The sequence below is a fragment of the Occallatibacter sp. genome, from assembly GCF_049582745.1.
Classification (GTDB): Bacteria; Acidobacteriota; Terriglobia; order Terriglobales; family Acidobacteriaceae; genus Telmatobacter.
Genome location: NZ_JBAUUO010000175.1, coordinates 63,448 through 83,276 on the forward strand (window position 1 = coordinate 63,448; position 19,829 = coordinate 83,276).

The window sequence follows — 19,829 nt, forward strand, 5'->3', positions numbered from 1 at the left end:
GGCGAATTCCGCCTGATTGATTCGCTCACGCAGTTACACAAGCAAGGAGAAAGATCATGTCCGTTTCCCGTCGCCGTTTTCTTGGAGACGCTTCAGCAATCAGCCTGATGGCCGCACTCTTGCCCGGGATTTCTGCTGCGCAGGAAACCCCGCCGCAGAATAACTCCGCGGACGATACTCCACACGACTCGTATGATTTCTGGAACGGATTCTTCGACTCGGTGAATCCGATGAGCCGGAACTATGGGCAGAAATCGGCCTCGCGCGGGCCAAAGGATCAACTTCCTGACCCGGCTGTGGAGACACAGTATCTGCACTACAAGAGCGACGAGAAGAAGCTGCGCTATGCAACCGATATTGGGAAAGACGAGCTGCTGGACCACGATGGCGATGTCGCCGTCGGCATCGCACTCTCGCAGTTCCATCCAGGTACGGGTGAGACCAATCTGAAAGCCTCACAGCTTCGCGTCGATACGACGCAGATTCACGCCTATCGGGACATCATTGCTCCCCTTGCGTGGACCGCAATCGCATCGGTTGAGCCGGATAAGGCGGGCAAGATTTCCCTCGAACAACTGGGCTTCAGAACACCCCAGGCCATGCAGGGCACCAGCAAGATTTTGCTCACACAAGGATCCGGCAAGCTGGCCGTGAACGTTTCCAGAGCGCCCGGGACATCGATCTTCGTGAAGGCGCTGAACGTCATCATTGCGGGAACAAAAGTTGCGGCGCCGCTGGTGACGCTGCCTGCGATCAGCGTTCCTGCCTTGAACGCATTCACCCAGGTGATGAGCTACTGGGAAGATCGGACACGGTTTGTGATGGCCGGGAACCTGACCACCGCGGTAGCTACTCAACAAGCACATGGCGATCCAGATCGCGAAGACCACTATATCGGGCTGCTTTCAGGTGACTACTTGATGGTTCCGCAAAAGTATACTGAGGAGCTTGCAAAGTCCCTTCCCGACCTTGACCTTGTGCAGGGCTACCTTGTTCGCAAAGACGCCGATCCGAATTTGCCGCTGGCAACGCGCGCGCAGAATGCGTTGCCCGGGATTACGTATGCCTCAATGCGCATCAGTGTGACGCCCCTCGATGCATCGTCGACGAGCAAGACGACCCCTGCGGGCGGAGGTGACACTTCCGGTGGCTCAGGGGGCGGATCGAGCAAGAAGGGCGGTTCCAAGAAAGGGTCGGGGAAAGGTTCGGGAAAAGGTTCGGGTTCAGGCTCGGCTTCAGGCTCCGGCTCCGGCTCGGGTTCCGGCAAAGACGGCAGCAAGGGTGGCGAAAAGACCGGCTGCAAGCCAGGCGATGCGACAGATGAGAAGAAATCCCAGACCAACTGATTGCGATTAATCCGCAGCGGCGCCGACTCTTCGATGTCGGCGCCGCTTTTCCTTTGCTCCGCGTAATGGATTCTGCGGCGTGATGCCGTTGACGGCCCCCGCCTTGCGGCGACCATGGCAGCCGTTTACACTTGCTCGTTCAGCTGATTACGAGACATGCTGCGCCGACGCCGAGGCACGTCAACGACAGTGTCGATCGCGTAAATGGAGCAAACGATGAAACGCATTGCCCTCCTCCTTGCTTGCGCCACTCTTGCAGGACACGCCCAAAACTATACGCGCGGCATTGGTGTATACCCCGGAGATCCGAAGCAGTATACCGGGCCCGCACTCGTGGCGGACACGCATACCTATCGCAACCTGGCGCTTCATCGCCCTGCCTATCAGTCGAGTGCGTATGACTATAACCTGACGGCGCAATTGATCACCGACGGCATCAAGGAGACCACGATTCCGCAGTGGCTTGAGACCTCAACCAGCAATGCAGGGGTCTTACCGAAGACTCAACGAGAAACCTTTCTGGATGGCAACGTCACTTCTTCGCTGGACGTGTCGGGCAATGCGCCGTGGGTCGAATTCGATTTGAAGGGTGGGAAAGAAGTCCCGGAGACCGATCGGATCGATCTCTATCTGCGCAAGATTTATGGTAGAGCGTTATCCGGCGCGTGGACGTACACAGTCCTGGGTTCGAATGATGGCGCGAATTGGAAAGAGGTGGGCCATGCTTCGGGTTCGCTGTGGCCCGACATGCGGGCTCCGGGTCCAAGCTTTTTCGAGTCGATTTCATTCGCCGCACCTGCCAGGTTTCGCTCCTATCGCGTCCAGCTTTCAGCGCCGAACGTACCCACCTGGGGAGTGGCGGAGCTTGCCCTTTTCGACCGGGGACACGCAGTTCGCGTGGCGGGTCCTGATATCTTCTCGAGTGCGTGGATGAGCGCCGGCAGCAGCGAAGAGTGGGTCTACGTCGATCTCGGCGCCATGTGCAACTTCGATCGCATCGCGCTCAGTTGGATCGCACGCGCCGCAGAAGGTGAAATCCAGGTGTCGGATGATGCGAGCAACTGGAAGACATTGCAGGCGATCCCGCCTTCCGGCGGCGCGAACGATGATATCCACCTCGCACAGCCGGGTCGCGGCCGCTATGTCCGCTTGCTGATGAGCAGGCCGGAGAATCCGGGTGACCGGTACATACTGAGCGAGTTCGAGGTTTATGGGCGCGGCGGATTCGTATCACGGCCGCATGCGCCTGCTCCGGTAGACGACAACGGCGTCTTGCCTCTCGCCGGCGGCAACTGGCGCGTGCAGCGTGCATCCCTTGTGCCGATTGAGGGTGAGAAGCTCGCGATGCCCGGCTTTGCAGACAAGGATTGGATGATCGCGACGGTTCCGGGAACTGTGTTGACCAGCTATCTGAATGATGGAGCGATTCCTAATCCCGACTTCGGCGACAACCAATACGCCATCTCCGATTCGTTCTTCTGCGCGGACTTCTGGTATCGCGACGAATTCAGCGCGCCAGTTGAACAGCGGCCGGGCGAGCACACGTGGCTCAACTTCGACGGCATTAACTGGAAAGCAGAAATCTTTCTCAATGGCCATCGCGTGGGCCAAATCGACGGCGGCTTTATGCGCGGACGATTTGATGTATCGGCCCTCGTGCACCGCGGCGGTGTGAATGCGCTGGCCGTGCGTATTCTTCGCGTTGCGAACCCAGGCAGCACAAAAGACAAGGCGGCACCGATGGTAAATGGCGGCGCGCTGGGCCGCGATAATCCCACGTACCATGCTTCGGCAGGATGGGATTGGATGTCGACGATTCGCGGCCGCGACACCGGCATCTGGAGCAATGTTTCAATCACCACCACCGGCCCGGTGAAGATCGAAGGACCGCTGGTGACAACAACATTGCCGCTCCCGGACACCACCCGCGCCGATATCACTATGCAGGCCACGCTGCGGAATCTCGAAGCCAAGCCGGTGACTGGGACGCTGCAGGCTCGCTTCGGAAACGTGAGTGTCGAGATGCCGGTGGCGATCGATGCTTCGTCTATAAAGGCAGTTGAGTTTTCGCCGGAAACGCAGGCAGCGCTCCGCCTCGTGAATCCAAAACTCTGGTGGCCGGTCGGCTACGGCGAACCCAACCTCTATCCGGTTTCATACAGCTTCGTTATCGATGGCGTGACCTCGGACCGGACTTCATTCAACATTGGGGTGCGTCAATTCACGTATTCAGAAGATGGCGGAGTGCTGAAGATCTGGATCAATGGGCGGCGCTTTATCCCGCGCGGCGGGAACTGGGGATTTCCGGAATCGATGCTGCGATATCGCTCCCGTGAATACGATGCTGCATTGCGCTATCACCGCGACGAGCACTTCAACATGATTCGCAACTGGGTGGGTCAGACCGGCGATGAGGCATTCTACGACGCCGCAGATCGCTACGGCGTGGTGGTATGGCAGGATTTCTGGCTTGCCAATCCCTGGGACGGACCCGATCCGGACGATAACAAATTGTTTCTTGCAAACGCGCATGACTACCTGTTGCGCATCCGCAATCACGCCTCGCTTGGAATCTTCTGCGGTCGCAATGAAGGATTGCCACCCCAGCCGATCGACGATGGGCTCCGCGAACTGGTGGCGACGCTTGAGCCGGGATCGCATTACATTTCGAGTTCGGCCGATGGGCCCGTCAGCGGTCACGGACCGTATCGCGTTGAGCCGCTTCGCTACTACTTCGAACATGCGCCAACAAAACTGCACAGCGAGATGGGCTCGCCCAATGTTGTGGAAATGGATGACCTGCGCCGGACAATGCCGGAATCGGCGATGTGGCCGCAGGGCTATCAGTGGCCGCTCCACGACTATCACGAGCACAATCCCTTCACCACGGCGGTTGAGAAACAGTATGGCGGAGCCGGCGATGTTGCTGCCTGGGTGAGCTTCGCCCAGTTCGTGGATTATGACGCGTATCGCGGAATGTTCGAGGGACAAAGCAAGAATCGGCTTGGTCTTCTGATCTGGATGAGTCATCCCGCGTGGCCTTCGCTGCTGTGGCAAACGTACGACTACTTCTTCGACACCGATGCCGGATTCTACGGCGCGAAGAAAGGCGCGGAGCCTTTACACATCCAGTGGAATGCGTCGACCGACGCGGTGGAGGTGGTGAACTATAGCGCCGGCGAACAGACCCGGCTGACAGCCCATGCGCAGGTGATCGACATCGACGGCTCAGTACATTGGGAGAAAACCGCGGTACTCGACAGCACAGAGGACAGTACCGTGTCTCCTCTGCAACTGCAATTCCCCGCCGGGCTGGCGCGAACGCATTTCATTCGCCTGACGCTGACCCGGGGCGCAGTCGTTTTTTCGTCGAATTTTTATCTCCATGGACTTGCCGAGGGCGATTACCAGGGGATTCGCGATCTGGCCGCCGCCAGGGTGAACGCAAAAACGCGTGTCGTACGCGACGGCGTGGAGTGGAAGATCGCGACCGAGTTGCACAATCTTTCGAAGTCGCCGGCTCTGATGGTGCGCGTCAAGGCCGTTCGCAGCAAGAGTGGCGACCTGATTGTGCCTGCGCTCTACAGCGATAACTACATCGCGCTCATGCCCGGAGAGAAACGGACCATTTCCATTTCGCTCGACGATGCGGATACGCGCGGCGAAAAGCCGAGAGTGCGCGTGGAGGGCTATAACCTCGCCGGCTCTGCGCCTCGATAGATTGGGCTCTTCCCTCAGACGCGAATGTCGCGCTCGAGATTTTCACGGTCCCAATTCGCGGCTGTCGCACCTGCTTCGTAGGTGCTTTGGCAGAAGGCAAGCAGGGCTCCTGTGGGAGAGGCCGCCGCGCGGATATCGTCGTACATGACGATGAATTCGCCGAGTCCTTCGTCATAGCGAGCTGCCGCTGGCGAAACTCGCGTTTCGCGGAATCCCGCTGGCGACGGCGCCATGTACGAGTAGAATGCCGGTCCTGCGAAACCGGCCCCGGGCCAGAAACCAACACTGCTAACTTCGTGCGAATACGCCTCCCGGGTGATGGCGTCTGCCCCATCGCGGGGCGGCGCTTTGCGGCCGGAGAATCGCGTGACCGCAAGATCGAAACTCCCCCAGAAGAAATGAACGGGGCTGGACTTCCCGATGAACCGCGATCTGAATTGCTCTAAGACCGCATGCGCTGAGAGGAGGATGCGCCAGAGCCTGGCCACCGCGTCGGGATCATAGAAGCAATGCTGCCGATCCTGATCGAATCGGATGGGTTCCGGAATCTCGACCGGCATCGGCCAGATTTTTACGTCGATGCCAGCGGAGCGGAGCATGCCGAAACATTCCTTGTAGAAATCAGCCACGGCGCGCGGCCCAAGCGGAAGCGTCTTCACAATAGCGTCGCTGGTCTCAAGAACAAGCTCATGGCGAATAAAGTCGAAACGAAGTTCGAACGATCTCTCTCCATAGGGAATACACGAGGTGGTCAGCCCGCGCGCCGTCACATACAGCGGCACGTTCCACCAGTGATTAACCAGCGGCGTCAGCCGCAAGCGGATCTTGCCGACGATCTGCGTCCACATGTGGAGAGTGGCATACGTGTCTCGCCAGGATTCAAGCGGGAGGGCCGGCCAGCAATTCGGGTGATCCGCAGTATTGGACATTATCGTGACCTCTTATGCATCGGCCTGCAGAGGAAGGCTGATGTCGTTGAAACCGATTATCCTCCTTTCATTTCGGCTGCTGCGAACGCATCTAGATCCCTGGCATCGAGGATTCTCCTAAAACCCTTTCTTCATGCGAAACTCGCGGACAACTTCAGCAGGATCGCGATGCTGACCGTCGACGGCTTCGTTCATGGCCCGCATGTCGTCTGCGCTGATTTTTCCGGCCAGGGCGTGAAGCGCGACCGCGATCTGCGGCCAGCGCCGAAGAGCATCATCGCGCACCAACGGGACAGCCTGATAGGGCGGGAAGTAATGGCGGTCATCCTGCAGCGCCACAAGACCCATCGACCGGATAGGACCGTCTGTCGAATTTGCTGCAATCATGTCGACCTGGTGCGCGCTGAGAGCGCGGTAGAGAAGGCCAAGATCCATGGTGCGCGGAGCACCTGCAAAGTGCAGATCGTAAGCGGCGCTGAGTCCCCGCAAGCCGTCGGGGCGCTGCTCAAATTCGTATCCCACGCCAGGACGCCACTGCGAAGCATATAACGCGGCCTGGCTCAGCGTCGTCAAGTGCAGGCGTCGCGCATCGTCACCGCGAATCACCATGGCAAAGGTGTTTTCGAAGCCGAGCGGCTCGGCAACTGTGACGTCGTACCTTGATGCGTAAAGACTCCGCACTGCTGCCAGAACAGCCTGCGGGTTCCGGTCGACCGGCTGCTTGAGAATTGCGGTAAGCGCCGTACCGGTGTATTCCACGTAGGCGTCAATGCGGCCGGCAACGAGCGCCTGATTGCAGATATAGCTGCCGGCAAGGTAAAACCGGCGCTCCACCTTCAGGCCGGATTTGGCTTCGATCTCTTGCGCAAGAAGCTCGCCGAGGATGACCTGCTCGGTGAAGTTCTTCGCACCAATGATGGGGTGGTTGGGACGCGGAGGCGAGCAACTGATGAGTGAAAGGCAGAACAAAAGAATCGAGGGAACGCGAACGAATCGCCTCATCGGCCGGGACCCTCTGCGTTGGGAATTTTAAATCGACGTTCCAGCAATCCGAGCGCCGCATCCGCTGCAAGCGCAAGAAGCGCCGCTGGAATCGCTCCCGCCAGGACCAGCCGGTTGTCGATGGAGGCAACGCCGCGAAAGATCAGTTCGCCAAGGCCGCCGGCGCCAACCGCGGCTGCGATGGTCGCGATGCCGATGCAGGTCACCGTGGCCGTACGAAGTCCCGCGAAGATGAACGACGCTGCGAGGGGCAGCTCGATTTTAAAGAGGCGTTGTGCGTCCGTCAGGCCAATGGCCCGAGCAACCTCGTTCAGAGTCGGATCGATGCCGCGAATTCCTGCATACGTGTTACGCAGAATGGGAAGAAGCGCGTAGGCAATGAGCGCAACAATGGCAATGCGCGCGGCGCGCTCGCCAAGCCATGGCAGCGGCAGAAGGAATCCGAACATGGCCAGCGATGGGATGGTTTGCAGCACATTGGCAACTCCGATCACTGGCTTGGCCCAGCGCGGCGAACGCGTGAGCCAGATGCCCGCTGGTACGGCGATAAGGGTCGCAAACAGCATGGCCGCTCCGGTGAGCCAGAGATGCTCGACCGTGAGTGTGGCGATTTCGCCGCCGTATTGGGAAAGAAATGAGGTCATCTGATTCCGTCCGTCGCAATCGGATTCGTCGCGGCCGCGAATTGGCCGCGGCGGAATGCGCTGGCATAGGCGGCGATCTCCGGCAGTTCCGATTGAAGAAATTCGTCGCGGGCAAGATTTGCGACGACACTTCCCTCGCCAAGCAGCACGATGCGGTCAGCGAGATAGAGCGCTTCATCGAGGTCGTGCGTTACCAGCAACACGGTGGTGCGAAGCCGCTTGAGAAGATCGCGAAGCATGTCCTGCATCTCCGTCCTGGTCAGGGGATCGAGCGCGCCGAAGGGCTCGTCCATCAGCAGGATCTTCGGCTCTGCAGCCAGTGCTCGGGCCAGGCCGACACGTTGCCGCTGGCCTCCGGAAAGTTGATGGGGATAGCGATGCGAAAACGCCGCGGCATCCAGTCCCACCAATCGCAACAGCTCGGTGCTCCGTTCCATTCGCTGCGGGCGCGGCTGTCCTTGAGCTTCAAGAACGATGCCGACGTTGCGCTCCACATTGAAGTGCGGAAACAAGCCCGTTTCCTGGATCACATAGCCCATCGTCCTGCGCAGATCCACCTGCGCCAACTCTTTGGTGTTGGCGCCGTCGACCAGAACGTCGCCGCCGGTTGGCTCAATCATGCGATTTGCAGTCCGCAAAAGCGTGGTTTTCCCCGAGCCGCTGCGTCCCAGAATCGCAGTGACGGTGCCCTCTTCGAGATTTATGGAGACGTCCTTCAGCAGCAGTCGTCCGGTCGCAACCGCCACGGAAACTTTTCGGAATTCCAGTGCAGCACTCATCGCAATGACTTGAGGTGCAGCTTACCACGGCAATCGAAAGAGATCTTCCTCCCGATCGCTCGATCGCTGTCCAATGCCCCTCGCTATTGCTTCGTCACGTCCGTCTCGTTATCGTCCGCATCGCGATCGATAAGCTTGTTCAACGGGTCGATCCCGGCGCGATCGGGCATCTTGTCCACGACGACTTCGAAGGTCTGCTTGCCGTCGTGTACCCATTGCTTCTGCAGGTAGAGCGGCTTCTCGTTGTCGCGCGAACCGGTGAACACGCCAATATCTACGAGATCGTTCATCTTCATCGGCGTTTCATTTCCGCTGCCGTCGGACTTGATCTTATGTGCTTCGACAACCAGCGTGACCTTGTATTTGTGGTCCGGCGTCTGTGTCACAGTCGCTGACTCCACACGATTGTTATAGAGCACAATATTCTCGAATGAGTCGTCGATGAAGTACTGGAGGTTTGCGGGAGTTTGTGCTCGCAGAGCCGCCACAAGTTCGCGCGTGTCGGGATATGGACCTGACTGACTGGCGTCGGCATTGGCATAGCGATACTGCATCAGGAAGTTGTGCAGGGCAAGGTTGACCTTGTCTTCCCCGATGTAGTCCGACAGCGCGTACATGATCTGACCACCCTTCTGGTACCAGACATACGCCTCCTGCTGAACCTGGGCGAGCGGCTCTTCGCGGCGAACCTCGGCGCCGCGTCCACGCAGATATCGATCCAACTCGTACTTGAGAAACTTGTGCATATGGTCATCGCCGTAACGGTGCCGCATCGTCATCAGCGCGGAGTATTCGGCCAGCGTTTCCGACATCATGTTCGATCCGGCAACCCGGCCGCCGATCAGTTGATGCGCCCACCACTGGTGCCCGAGTTCGTGCGCAGTAACAAAGTAAGTGAAGTCTATGTCGGTCGGTTTCTGCATCCGCTCGATAAACCCGATCCCCTCTGAAAAAGGAACGGTATTCGGAAACGACTGGGCGAATGTACGATACCTCGGAAACTCAAGAATGCGATATTGCTTGAATTGGTAGGGACTGAAGGCCTTTTCGTAGAACGCGAGTCCCGCTTTTGCGGCGTCGATCATGTCCTGCACGTCGAAGGTGTGCGATGGCAGATGATAGACATCGATGGCGATGGGGCCGTTGGCTCCTTGAAACGTGTCGCGGGTAAGCTCGTACTTGCCGGAGACGAAGGAGAAGAAGTCGAGCGTCTGAACGTCCCCCATGTCGTAGGTAAAGTAGTGACGTCCGTTGGCCATCCAGTCCTTTGTCAGGTAGCCAGGAGAGATGGCGATCTGATCGGCCGACGTGCTGACGGTGGTGCGGTAATGCACCCAGTCTGCTTGTGGCGTAAACAAATTGGTGACGCTACCGACAGGATCTCCACGCTTGGGCAGCAACTCTTGCGGGCTAAGATGCTCTTCGCGACGTCGCCGAGGATCGCCCAGTTCGTTATCAGCGCTATATCCGATACTTGGAAAGTATCCTGAGTCGAAGAATGTTCCGCTGTAGGCGAGTTCGGCGCGCTCGTGGCCGTCCATGAAGCCGCGGCTTTCCTTGCCCACGTTGAACGTCATGTTCATCGTCTCGCCCGGCGCGAGCGGCTTGTCGAGTGCATAAATTACGTAGAGATTGCGCGCGCTTGCCGAGGCGATGTGGAAGGGCCGGTCGAAGGCTACGTTTGTGACTGCTTGCTGCGCATCCGTGAGATGGATCTGCGCGATTGGTTGGGGCGTTTTGTTCTGAAGCACGAAGTGGCCCGTTCCGCTAAAGGAACGGCGCTCAGGAAAGATGTCGATTTGTGCACCGACTGAAATGATCTTGGGCTGCGGTAGGTGCTCATATTTCTTGAAGTTCTTTTCGTAGTCTGCCTGGATGTCGCGCCGATCCTTGTTGGTCAGGTATTCATTCAGAACATGGGTGTTGTAGTAGAACCACCACCCGCTCCCTACCGCAACTAGACAGAAGATCGCGGCTGCAGGGGCAAGCCCGAGCGCGTTCTGGCGCAGTAGGTGCAACCGCGCACGCAGCGAATCTTCTGCACCCCGGCGTGCGAGCCCGATGGAGAGGACTCCGAGGAATGCAGCTATCGACAGCCAATACGTAATCGACCAGAGCAGCGGTTGAACGAAGTGCCCGTAGCCGTTCATGTCGGAGTACGTATAGGGTGGAGTGGCTCCGAAAAGATACAGCGTGTTCTCCCATCCAAAGTTGAAGAGCACGGGCTGCATGACGAAAATGCCGATAACGATTCCGTGCCCGATGAACTTGTTGGACACGATGGTTTGCACAAACATGGCAAAGAGAGCAAACGTGAGGACCTGCGGAAAAGTGATTACGTAAAGTTCCTTGGCGTACTGCAACAGCTCGTAGTGATAGTAGCCGGCGATCGTCTGCATGATGATTCCGCAGAGCTCTGCGATCGTAAGCAGTGCCAATTCCACCACGCAGAGCGCCGTGAGCTTTGAGAGCCAGTCTGTCGATTCCTTCATCGGCAGCGCGTCATGAATCCCCTCGAAGTGCGTATCGCGCTCCCGCCAAACAAGCTCAGCTGCATAGAATGTGGCGACAATATAGAGGAAGATGATTGCCCCACCCTCGACAGCTTGCAGCATGAGATAAGTGACCGGCCAGACGTTCGTCCCTTCCGCACGCCCAGCGTAGTGCCCGTTGTTGAGGGCTAGCCCCGCCATCAGAACGAGAAGAACCCAGAATGGAACATCGAGCACGATGTTGCGCACCCGCATGCGGGTGAGGGAAACGTATTGCGCAAACGATGTGCCGAGGCCGAAGAACTGTTGCACCAGCGGAAATCTCGCAACGGCTCGACTGCGTACTGGTTGCAACTCCTCGTCCTGCTCGAGAGCAATGCGGGCACGCTTGCTGCTGGTGCGGGCCGTGAGCGCCTCGAGCGACATGGGAAAGAACTTCCACAGTAGCCCCAGAGTCAAGAAGCCAACGCAGATCCAGAGCATCCGGTTGTAGAGGAACACTCCGCCGGCAGCGTGAAGCGACCACGAATACAGAAGCGAATTCTTCTCCACCACCGTCCAGTAGCGCGTGATCGAGTCGCTGAGCATGAATCCGACCGGGTCGAATACACCGGGCCAGAAAAGTTTCGTGGCGCGCGTAGCATTATAGGCACCAATAAAGATCAAATAGATGATCAGGAAGGCCGCGCCTTGCACGTACACGATGAAGATACGGCGGGTCAGCGCCGCGACCATGAAGAACAATGATCCGGCGAAGAAGATCTCCACCAGGACGATGGAGAGAAAAGGCAGAAGATACCACGACAAGTGCGTCGGCGCGATGCGGGTGTGGTCAGCCCAGGGCGCCAGTGTGCCCAGCAATTCGCCGAATACCAGTCCGGAGAAAGCGAATGCCGTTACCACGTACGACCCAGCCCATCGACCGCCAAGATACGCAAACTTCGTAATCGGCTTTGTAAACACGATCTGCGTGGTATCGCGCTGAAAGTCGCGCAGAATTGATGTGCCGAAGATCGCGCCGATAATGATCAGCCCAATGAACGATGCCCAACAATCGTTGACGATGTTCGCATATGGTCCATTCAGGAGCACCTTGCCATTGCCGAACGCGACCGGCCCAAAGTCTTCCCAGGCGATACAGAAAAAACTGAAGGCAAACCATATGGCAAAGTAAACATACGTCGAAACGCTTTTGAAACGAAACTTCAACTCAAAGTAGAAAAATTCCAGAAACAATCGCATGGCGCTCTCCGGGCTCTAGTTCTTCGCGTGACGGGAAAGACTGAGGAAGTAGACGTCTTCCAGTTCTGACTCGGAGGGCTTGAATCCGTCTCCGGGATCGGCATCGGAGAAGACGCGAACCTCGTGCTGCCCCGCGATCAAGTGCGTCGAGATGACCTGCAGACTGGCTTCGAGCGCCTTCAGTTCATCGTCGCTAACCACAACTTTCGACCAGATCTTTCCACGCAATGCGCTGAGCGACTCTGTCGGGGAGCCTTCCAGCAGAACCGTTCCATTGGCGATGATAGCCATGCGCGGACACAGCTCGCGAACATCTTCGACGATATGCGTGGAGAGAATCACGATGACATCGCGTCCGATAGAACTGAGCAGATTGAGGAACCGGTTGCGCTCCGCGGGGTCGAGGCCCGCCGTCGGTTCGTCCACAATGATCAGCTTGGGCTTGCCGAGCAGCGCCTGTGCGATTCCAAAGCGCTGCTTCATCCCGCCGGAGTACGTGCCGAGCGACTTCTTGCGAACGTCCCAGAGATTCGTTTGATTCAGCAGCGCATCGACAATCTCGTTGCGCTCGCTCTTTTTGGTAATGCCCTTCATCACCGCAAGATGATGCAGCATATCGAGCGCCGAGACCTTCGGATACACGCCAAATTCCTGGGGCAAATATCCAAGGATCTTGCGGACTTCCGTCTTGTTCGAAAGAACATCCAGCCCGTCGAGGCTCACCGTGCCGGCATCGGGCGCTTGCAACGTAGCCACGGTGCGCATCAGCGTGCTTTTACCCGCGCCATTCGGACCGAGCAAGCCGAACATGTTGTTCCCGATTGTCAGGGAAACGTTTTGGAGCGCTTTCACACCGTTGGGGTAGGTCTTCGAAAGACCAGAGATGGTGAGAGCCAAGGCTGTGGACCTCCTGCCTGATATTCAGATATGCCAGATTTTGGAGAAAGACGGGAACTTAGCGGCCATGCTATCACACAGACAGATCAGCTAGATATCTCGCGCGCTATCGCATTGGCAGCGGCTCAATGCTGATTTGCCGTCTCTGCGATCTGCATCCGGCGCCACATCAATGAATAGATCGCAATCACGCAATAGCATAGGAGCGGCACTCCGTAGGCCAGCGAAATGCGATGCGTCTCCTGCGAAATCCATCCCATCAGCGGGGTAAGGACGCCTCCGCCGACAATCGACATCACAATGAGCGAGCCGCCGATCTTCGTGTTCCTGCCAAGACCCTCAATGCCCAGCGCAAAGATGGTTGGATACATCACGGACATGAAAAAGCTGGTGAGAAAGATGGCCCAGAGTCCAACCCAACCGGGAAAAATCACACCGATGGCAACAAGCAGAATATTGATCAAGCTGTAGAGCGCCATCAATCGATCGGGACGCACAAAACGCATGATGGCCGATGATCCGAACCGTCCGATACCAAACGCCCCCAGCGTTCCTGTCAGTAGGTAGCCGGCAATTTTCTCGTGCTGGTGCGTTGAGTCCTGCACGTACTGGATGAAATAACTCCACGTGCCCACTTGCGCTCCGACATACATGAACTGGGCAACGATGGCGAAGAGAAATGTGGGATAGCCGAGAAGTTCCCGGAATCTTCCGTGGCTTTCACCGGCTGCCTGGCCTTCGCCAGCCACCACGGGAAAGCGCGTAAAGGCGATGAGCACAGCCCACAGGATCGTTACCACGCCAAGCACCATGTACGGCGCCACGACGCGCATTGTCTCCGTTCGAAGATAAGCCGTGTACGTGTGCGCGGCCTGCATCGCCGCTACTTGCGATCCGCTGAGTTCGATTCCGGAGAAGATGAACACTGTCCCCACCAGCGCTCCTGCAATCGAGCCAAGCGGATTGAAAGCCTGGGCAAAGTTGAGCCGTCGCGCTGCGGATTGGGAATCTCCGATCTGGGCGACGAAGGGATTGGACGCAGTCTCGAGAAACGACAGCCCGCTTGCGATCACAAAAAGTGCTGCGAGAAAGTACGGGTAGCGGCCGATAATGGCCGCCGGCCAAAACAGAAAAGCGCCAGCGCTGAACAGCAGCAGTCCCGTCACAAAACCGGATTTATACCCGAAGCGCCGCATCAGCAGCGCCGCCGGAGTCGCCAGAAGAAAGTAGCCCATGTAGAAAGCTGACTGAACCAGCCCGGCCTGGAAGCGGGACAGCGCAAACGACTTCATGAACTGGCGGATCAGTACGTCGTTCAGGTTGTTGGGAACGCCCCACAAAAAGAATAGTGCGGTCACCAGCACGAAGGGGATGAGCACTCCGTGCGGAATCAGTCGAGGCTGAACGGGCTCTGCCGGCGTGTCTTCCGTGGAACTGATGGACATCAACGCTCCCCTCTTGCATTTGATTGTCCGAGTTCGCCGTTGGAAGACTTTGCCATCCGCGTCAGCACCAGCGAACACGAAACATCAACTCTGCCATGCCGGCGGCACGAAGAGCAAGAGGGGTTGTGCCTTTTAAATCCTCCGGCTCACATCGCCCGCATTCCGGCGTAACGACGAATATCGGGGGTAAGCGAGATCGCCGCGCTCCCCAGCACAAGTACTCCGACGGCAATCAAAATCCATTTGAGGCTCTGCATTCCTCCTCTTTCCTCAGTTTCTGCAATTTCCTTCCGGCGCTTTGCTGCGAAATCATCGATGGGAAGCCGTGGCACATCCACTCCTGTGGCAGGTGCATTTCGAGAACGACCGACAAATCAAACACACCGCACCGGTGTTGCTGTCGCCATCTCCTGCAACTGTCAACTCGCCGCTTGGATGCTGAAGTTTCTTGAAGGGGATGCCCGCGGTCCGCATCCGTTTGAAGCCAACCATCATGGAGTGGCTGGCTTGAATTTCAGGGCCCTGGTCAATCCCCCGAGTGTGAAGTTTGACGTGCGCGACTGGCCCACTTGCTCCACAACTCCGGGTCGCTCAGCATCTTGATATACACGCCGCCCACCACGGAGCGTGCTTGAAAGCCAACCTGCTTAGCCGTCACCGTGTCGTACCAGTCCGTCATCGGCACCCTGTCCGGAGTCTTGTCAAGAAACGCTGCAATCGGCGCGACGATTGTTCGAAAATCGGCCGCGGACGTTGCCAGCGTCGCCGACCAGACCGTCCAGTCAAGTTTGGTGTACGTAGCCCGATTATCGAGCGGCAGGCCGTATGGATTCAGGTGCGCCTTATAAAACGCCACTTCCTTTTCCGCTACTTCCGGGGGAAACATGTGAAGCCCCAGGATGCCATCCCACACGAGATTGTATTTCTGGCTCCATGTGCCGGACTTATCAAACGCGAGCCTGTAATGATCTCCATCTGCGGCCATCTTCACCCAATTCGCAGCCATGGTTTTCGCCGCGCTCCTATACTTCGTCGCCGCTGAATGATCCCCCAGTTTGTCAGCCAACTCGGCGTAAGCCGCCAGCGCCTCAATCGCCTTAATCGAGAGATTGGTATTGTGCGCCAGATGTCCGGCAAAGTCATCGGTACACAATTGATTTTCCGGATCGAATCCCTTCTCCAGCAAAAACTCCGCCCACTTGGTCAGCAAGGGCCAATGGCGCTGTGCGTAAGCCGCATTGCCTTCTGCGTGCGCCAGAGCGGCAAACATTAGAATCATGTTGCCCGATTCCTCCACCGGCATTTGATCCTCTTCGCTCACCTCGCCCCCGCCGTAGAGTTGTCCGTTTGCCAGCGGATAGACTCCCAGGTCGTGCGGCGCGAAACGAAACTTCCAATGGCTGCTTTCTGCATAACGCACCACAGGCTCAAGCTGCGCCTCCACCAGCTTGGGATTCAAAAGCAGAAACATGGGCGACGAGGGGTAAAGAACATCGACCGTTGAAATCGAGCCGTTGCTGAAATTCTCCTTGGGCATGAAGAACGCAACGCCGGCGTCGTCCTCAACGAGTTTGTGCGCCCCGATTGCCTGCCGAAATGCCAGCGTCGCAATCGCCGCATACTCCGGGCCCCCGGCTCGCAGCAGATCTCCTGTCAAATCCGCATCGTATTGCTCGGCTCGGCGCTCCATCGACGGATAATCGCGCTCGGCGCCCTTCATCATTCCGCTGAAACTCGAGAACTCTTTGCGCCAATACGGCAGAAGCTTCTGCCGCATGTACTCCACCGAATAGACATCGTCATAACCCAGCAGCATGTGACGCGTCACCACGGTTGCTCCCACTGCACCGAGCGGCAACACGACATTCAACGCCGGCGGAGGAGGATAGCGGCTCTGCGGCATTCTCGGCTGATCGAGATCATCCTCCGCGGGAATCTTCCCGGTCCTGGCGAAGTCATCGCGATACGCCTGGCTTCCGGCCGCGCATTCAGCTTCTTCTCCGCTCGGAACCCCCAGGTAAAAGTAGCCCCAGTCGATCCGAACGTTGTCGCCCCAATCCTTGAGAACTGGCTGCTTCGAACTGCCGACCCGCAACAGATGCATCCCCTGGATTTCCGCGCGCGACCACGTCACGGTCTCATCGGAATGATTCACGGCCGTGTTGCCATCGGCATCGAAATAGAGCGCGACATTGTGCGTCGCTCCATCGCGCGACTTCACATCCCAGGTGAGATACGTGACCGGCCGCGCGATCGCGGCAAGATCGTCGGGAAAGGCTGGAGTTAGAAACGTCAGCTTCAACTCGATCTCCGGCGACTGTAAGGTGACCATCGTTCGCGTTGGCGTGATCTCGCGATGCGTCTCTGTCAGCGCTTGGATGTCCCCATCCGCATCGCCCAGGTAGCGATATGTTTTCGTGTCGACCCTGATCAGCCCATTGAGGGCCTGCCGCACGCCCGTCCAATGTCGCGTCGAACTATCCGTGAGCCGGTCGCTCATCGACCAGATGCTGAAATATGGACCGTGGACAATGAGAGGCGTTGCCGGAGCGCGCAGGGTCTGCCCCCCATCCTGCGCTTTCAAGAACTGACCGGCCATCCCGCCAACCAGCAGAACGGCCCAGACTCCCATCGAAAATAAGCCCTTCATCGATTTCCCCTTGGCTTAATCGAACCGACGACAAGCCGCGCCCTTCGTTGACTTCCATATATGCAACTATCCAACATAATTCACTGGGACGGGGCACGTCCGGTGAACGGCCGTTCTGCAAGCGCGAACATAGATCGGGAAGAATGCGCTTTCTGCCATGGCAGGAAAGCGAGAATCGCATTTCGCACATCCAACCTTCTCTTTCAAGAGTCGGTTCAAGATGACTCAGTGAACGCAAAAACGGAGTCAAAATGCGCGCCACGACCCGCGAGAGTTTAAGTGGACTGGGAAAAAGATGAGACTGCGAGCCGGAACGGCGGGTCGAGAATTCCGTCACAGTTCCCGCGGCAAACAATACAGTTATATCTCGCTCCACGCTGGTCGGTGATTCTCAAACAGGTGCCTGCGACAGTAACCCGTCCTCTCCTCCTGCCGAGGGAACTTCTCATCATCGGACGATCTCCAGGGAATAGGAAAATTCAACGGGTGCTAAGATCAATGTATGAAGAAAGAATGGCGCAAGTTCAACCCCAGAGATCCAAATACTCATCCCAAAGACAACTCGCGAGTGGAATTGAAGTATACCGATGGAACGCAGTTTTCGGGAGGGTACTTGAGGGGCCATTTTCTTCAAGGCGGCGTTATCTCAGCGGCCAGCGTTCACCTGAGCGTACGCTGGCGCTACACGCAGTAGATCCAGTCAGCCCGTGAAATGTAACGCTCCGAATGGCCGTCCGAAAATACCAAAGGCGTCCCCGCCTCAACAACTTTTGGAACGCTCGTAACTAAATCCACACTCGGCGATGGCCCTCGTCGTACCGGCAATCTTCCCGTCTTCCGATGCAACAGCATCACCGGCTATTCGGAGCTGGACGTGTCCATCGAGACAGCAAACGGCAGGCTCAGCCACGCGAATCATTAATTGCCAACCTGCCGATACCGCACAATCAGCAGAGTGAGATCGTCCGCCTGTCCCGTGCCTCGAGAGAACTCCTCTACCGCATCCAGAATTGCCTTCATCACCGTATCGATTGAGGCCTGCGCACATCGCGCCGTCACTTCGTTGAGCCGCTCGAAGCCGAACAGTTCGTTCTGCGTGTTTGCGGCTTCCACAATGCCGTCAGTGAACAGCACCAGCACGTCGTTGGGTACCAACTGGACCCGCGTCGCCTCGAATATAGCCTCGTCCGCTAGCCCAACGGGAAGCGTTCCTTCTGTGTACAGTTCGCTCACCTTGCCGTCGCGAATCAGCAGCGGCGACGGATGCCCTCCATACAGATACTCGAGCACTCCCTCCGCATCGACCTTACCGAAAAACATGGTTGCGCAACGTCCCACCGATGCGTGCTCGCACAGAAAGCGATTTACGTGGTTGAAGACGATCTCAGGAGCGACGCCGAGGCTCATGCCGCTCAGCGCGCCTTGCAGCATCGTCGTCAGCAGCGCCGCACCCAGCCCCTTGCCTGTCACATCGGCAACCAGGAAGGCCGTCGACTCGTCGCTGAGTGGGAACACATCGTAGTAGTCGCCGCCCACCCCGTGGCAGGGCAGGTGTATGCCTTTGATCTCCAGATAAGGGAATTCGCGAAGTCCCTGCGGCACCAGCCCTTGCTGGATTTCGCGCGCGATAGCCAGCTCCTGCTCCAACCTTCGTTGCTCGCGTTCCTTCTCCACTAGCCGTGCATTGTCCAGAATGCTCGCCGCCTGCGCCCCCAGCGCATCCAGAATCTGCCGGTCGACATCGGTGAAGGCGGTCGTGCGCCGCGAGTCGAGATACAACGCCCCCAGCAACCGCCCTGCCGCTGTCTCACTCCCATCGGCATTGGCGTGCGCCACGGCATACAGCGGAATGGCCACCACCGCGCGCAGGCCCTGGATCACCACGCTTTGCGCGCTCTTCAGGTTTAGATCGGCCAGGTTCAAATCGTCGGTAATTGTCGCCGCGCGCTTGCTCACCGCCTGCCGCAGCGCGGTCTGGCTCGGTGCAATGCTTTCCGCAGCCAGCGTCCTGCCCCCGCTGCCACGCGCCAGCCGGACCGTTAGCACGCCCTCGTCGTCTGCCTCGAGCAGAAGTCCCCGCTCCGCCTTGGTCACCGACATCGCGTGATCCAGCATCGTGCCCAGCACCGACTCCAGCGGCAGCGCCGAGTGCAAAAGAGAAGTGGCCTCGAGCAGTAGGTTCAGCCTGCTTAGGCCGCCGGTGACTGCGGCCGTTTCGATGGCAGGCAACGAGCCGAGCCTCGTCAGCATGCTTTCTACATAGTGCTCCGCGGGCCGGCGCATGAAGACAATCTGCGGGCTGTTCTCCAGTCCGAACTCGATCGTGTCGCCGTGCACGAGAATCTTCTGCACAATGCGACGGCCGTTTACCCAGATGCCCGGCCGATGACCGCGATCCTTAAGAAGGTAATCGCCGTCGACTTCCTCAATGACCGCGCAGCGTCGCGAGATGCGGGGATCTTCGAGCACCAGGTGATTCCCCGCGTCTGTCCCGCGCCCAATGAGAAACGGCGTTCGCGAAACAACGACCGACTCCGGCGCCCTGTCCCAACGCGCCACTTCCAGAATCGTTTCGTATCCTGAATACTCCGACATAGTCTTGTCCGGCTTTCGATCTTAACCTGCGTTGCATGCGTTGTCTTCGAGAATCGCCATCGGAGCAAGCTCATTGCCTCTGATCGGA

12 protein-coding genes are annotated in these 19,829 nt (G+C 58.0%); 3 read left to right on the forward strand and 9 right to left on the reverse strand.

What is annotated here, in order from left to right:
* The first annotated feature begins 56 nt into the window (after window positions 1-56).
* The gene (locus tag WCA10_RS25180; RefSeq protein WP_472825308.1) at window positions 57-1,346 is read left to right on the forward strand and encodes a hypothetical protein; all 1,290 of its coding nucleotides are present in this window, start codon (window positions 57-59) and stop codon (window positions 1,344-1,346) included.
* 216 nt (window positions 1,347-1,562) lie between these two features.
* Entirely contained in the window at window positions 1,563-5,066 is a 3,504-nt protein-coding gene (locus tag WCA10_RS25185; RefSeq protein WP_472825309.1) for a glycosyl hydrolase 2 galactose-binding domain-containing protein, read from the forward strand.
* A 14-nt stretch (window positions 5,067-5,080) separates the two neighbouring features.
* On the opposite strand, the gene WCA10_RS25190 is transcribed toward WCA10_RS25185, so the two are convergent.
* From WCA10_RS25190 to WCA10_RS25225, 8 genes are all read right to left on the reverse strand, one after another.
* Window positions 5,081-5,995 (reverse strand): DUF5996 family protein, encoded by a 915-nt coding sequence (locus WCA10_RS25190; protein WP_472825310.1) that lies wholly within the window; start codon window positions 5,993-5,995, stop codon window positions 5,081-5,083.
* A gap of 117 nt (window positions 5,996-6,112) precedes the next feature.
* Window positions 6,113-6,997, reverse strand: coding sequence for a glycine betaine ABC transporter substrate-binding protein (locus WCA10_RS25195; protein ID WP_472825311.1), 885 nt, complete (start codon window positions 6,995-6,997; stop codon window positions 6,113-6,115).
* Entirely contained in the window at window positions 6,994-7,641 is a 648-nt protein-coding gene (locus tag WCA10_RS25200) for an ABC transporter permease (RefSeq protein ID WP_472825312.1), read from the reverse strand. Before WCA10_RS25200 ends, WCA10_RS25195 begins: the two co-directional genes overlap by 4 nt.
* A complete protein-coding gene (locus WCA10_RS25205) occupies window positions 7,638-8,387 on the reverse strand; it encodes an ATP-binding cassette domain-containing protein (RefSeq protein ID WP_472825313.1) in 750 nt (249 codons plus the stop codon). Before WCA10_RS25205 ends, WCA10_RS25200 begins: the two co-directional genes overlap by 4 nt.
* Window positions 8,388-8,503: 116 nt before the next feature.
* Window positions 8,504-12,154 (reverse strand): M1 family aminopeptidase, encoded by a 3,651-nt coding sequence (locus WCA10_RS25210; RefSeq protein WP_472825314.1) that lies wholly within the window; start codon window positions 12,152-12,154, stop codon window positions 8,504-8,506.
* 15 nt (window positions 12,155-12,169) lie between these two features.
* Entirely contained in the window at window positions 12,170-13,051 is an 882-nt protein-coding gene (locus WCA10_RS25215) for an ABC transporter ATP-binding protein (RefSeq protein WP_472825315.1), read from the reverse strand.
* 125 nt (window positions 13,052-13,176) lie between these two features.
* Window positions 13,177-14,496, reverse strand: a complete 1,320-nt coding sequence (gene fucP / locus WCA10_RS25220) for an L-fucose:H+ symporter permease (RefSeq protein WP_472825316.1) — start codon at window positions 14,494-14,496, stop codon at window positions 13,177-13,179.
* A 526-nt stretch (window positions 14,497-15,022) separates the two neighbouring features.
* Window positions 15,023-17,146 (reverse strand): glutaminase family protein, encoded by a 2,124-nt coding sequence (locus WCA10_RS25225; protein ID WP_472825317.1) that lies wholly within the window; start codon window positions 17,144-17,146, stop codon window positions 15,023-15,025.
* A 502-nt stretch (window positions 17,147-17,648) separates the two neighbouring features.
* On the opposite strand from WCA10_RS25225, the gene WCA10_RS25230 reads away from it, so the two are divergent.
* Window positions 17,649-17,840 (forward strand): hypothetical protein, encoded by a 192-nt coding sequence (locus tag WCA10_RS25230; RefSeq protein ID WP_472825318.1) that lies wholly within the window; start codon window positions 17,649-17,651, stop codon window positions 17,838-17,840.
* Window positions 17,841-18,064: 224 nt separating this feature from the next.
* Here WCA10_RS25230 and WCA10_RS25235 read toward each other — a convergent pair whose 3' ends face one another.
* A complete protein-coding gene (locus WCA10_RS25235; protein ID WP_472825319.1) occupies window positions 18,065-19,741 on the reverse strand; it encodes a SpoIIE family protein phosphatase in 1,677 nt (558 codons plus the stop codon).
* Between the last annotated feature and the right edge of the window lie 88 nt (window positions 19,742-19,829).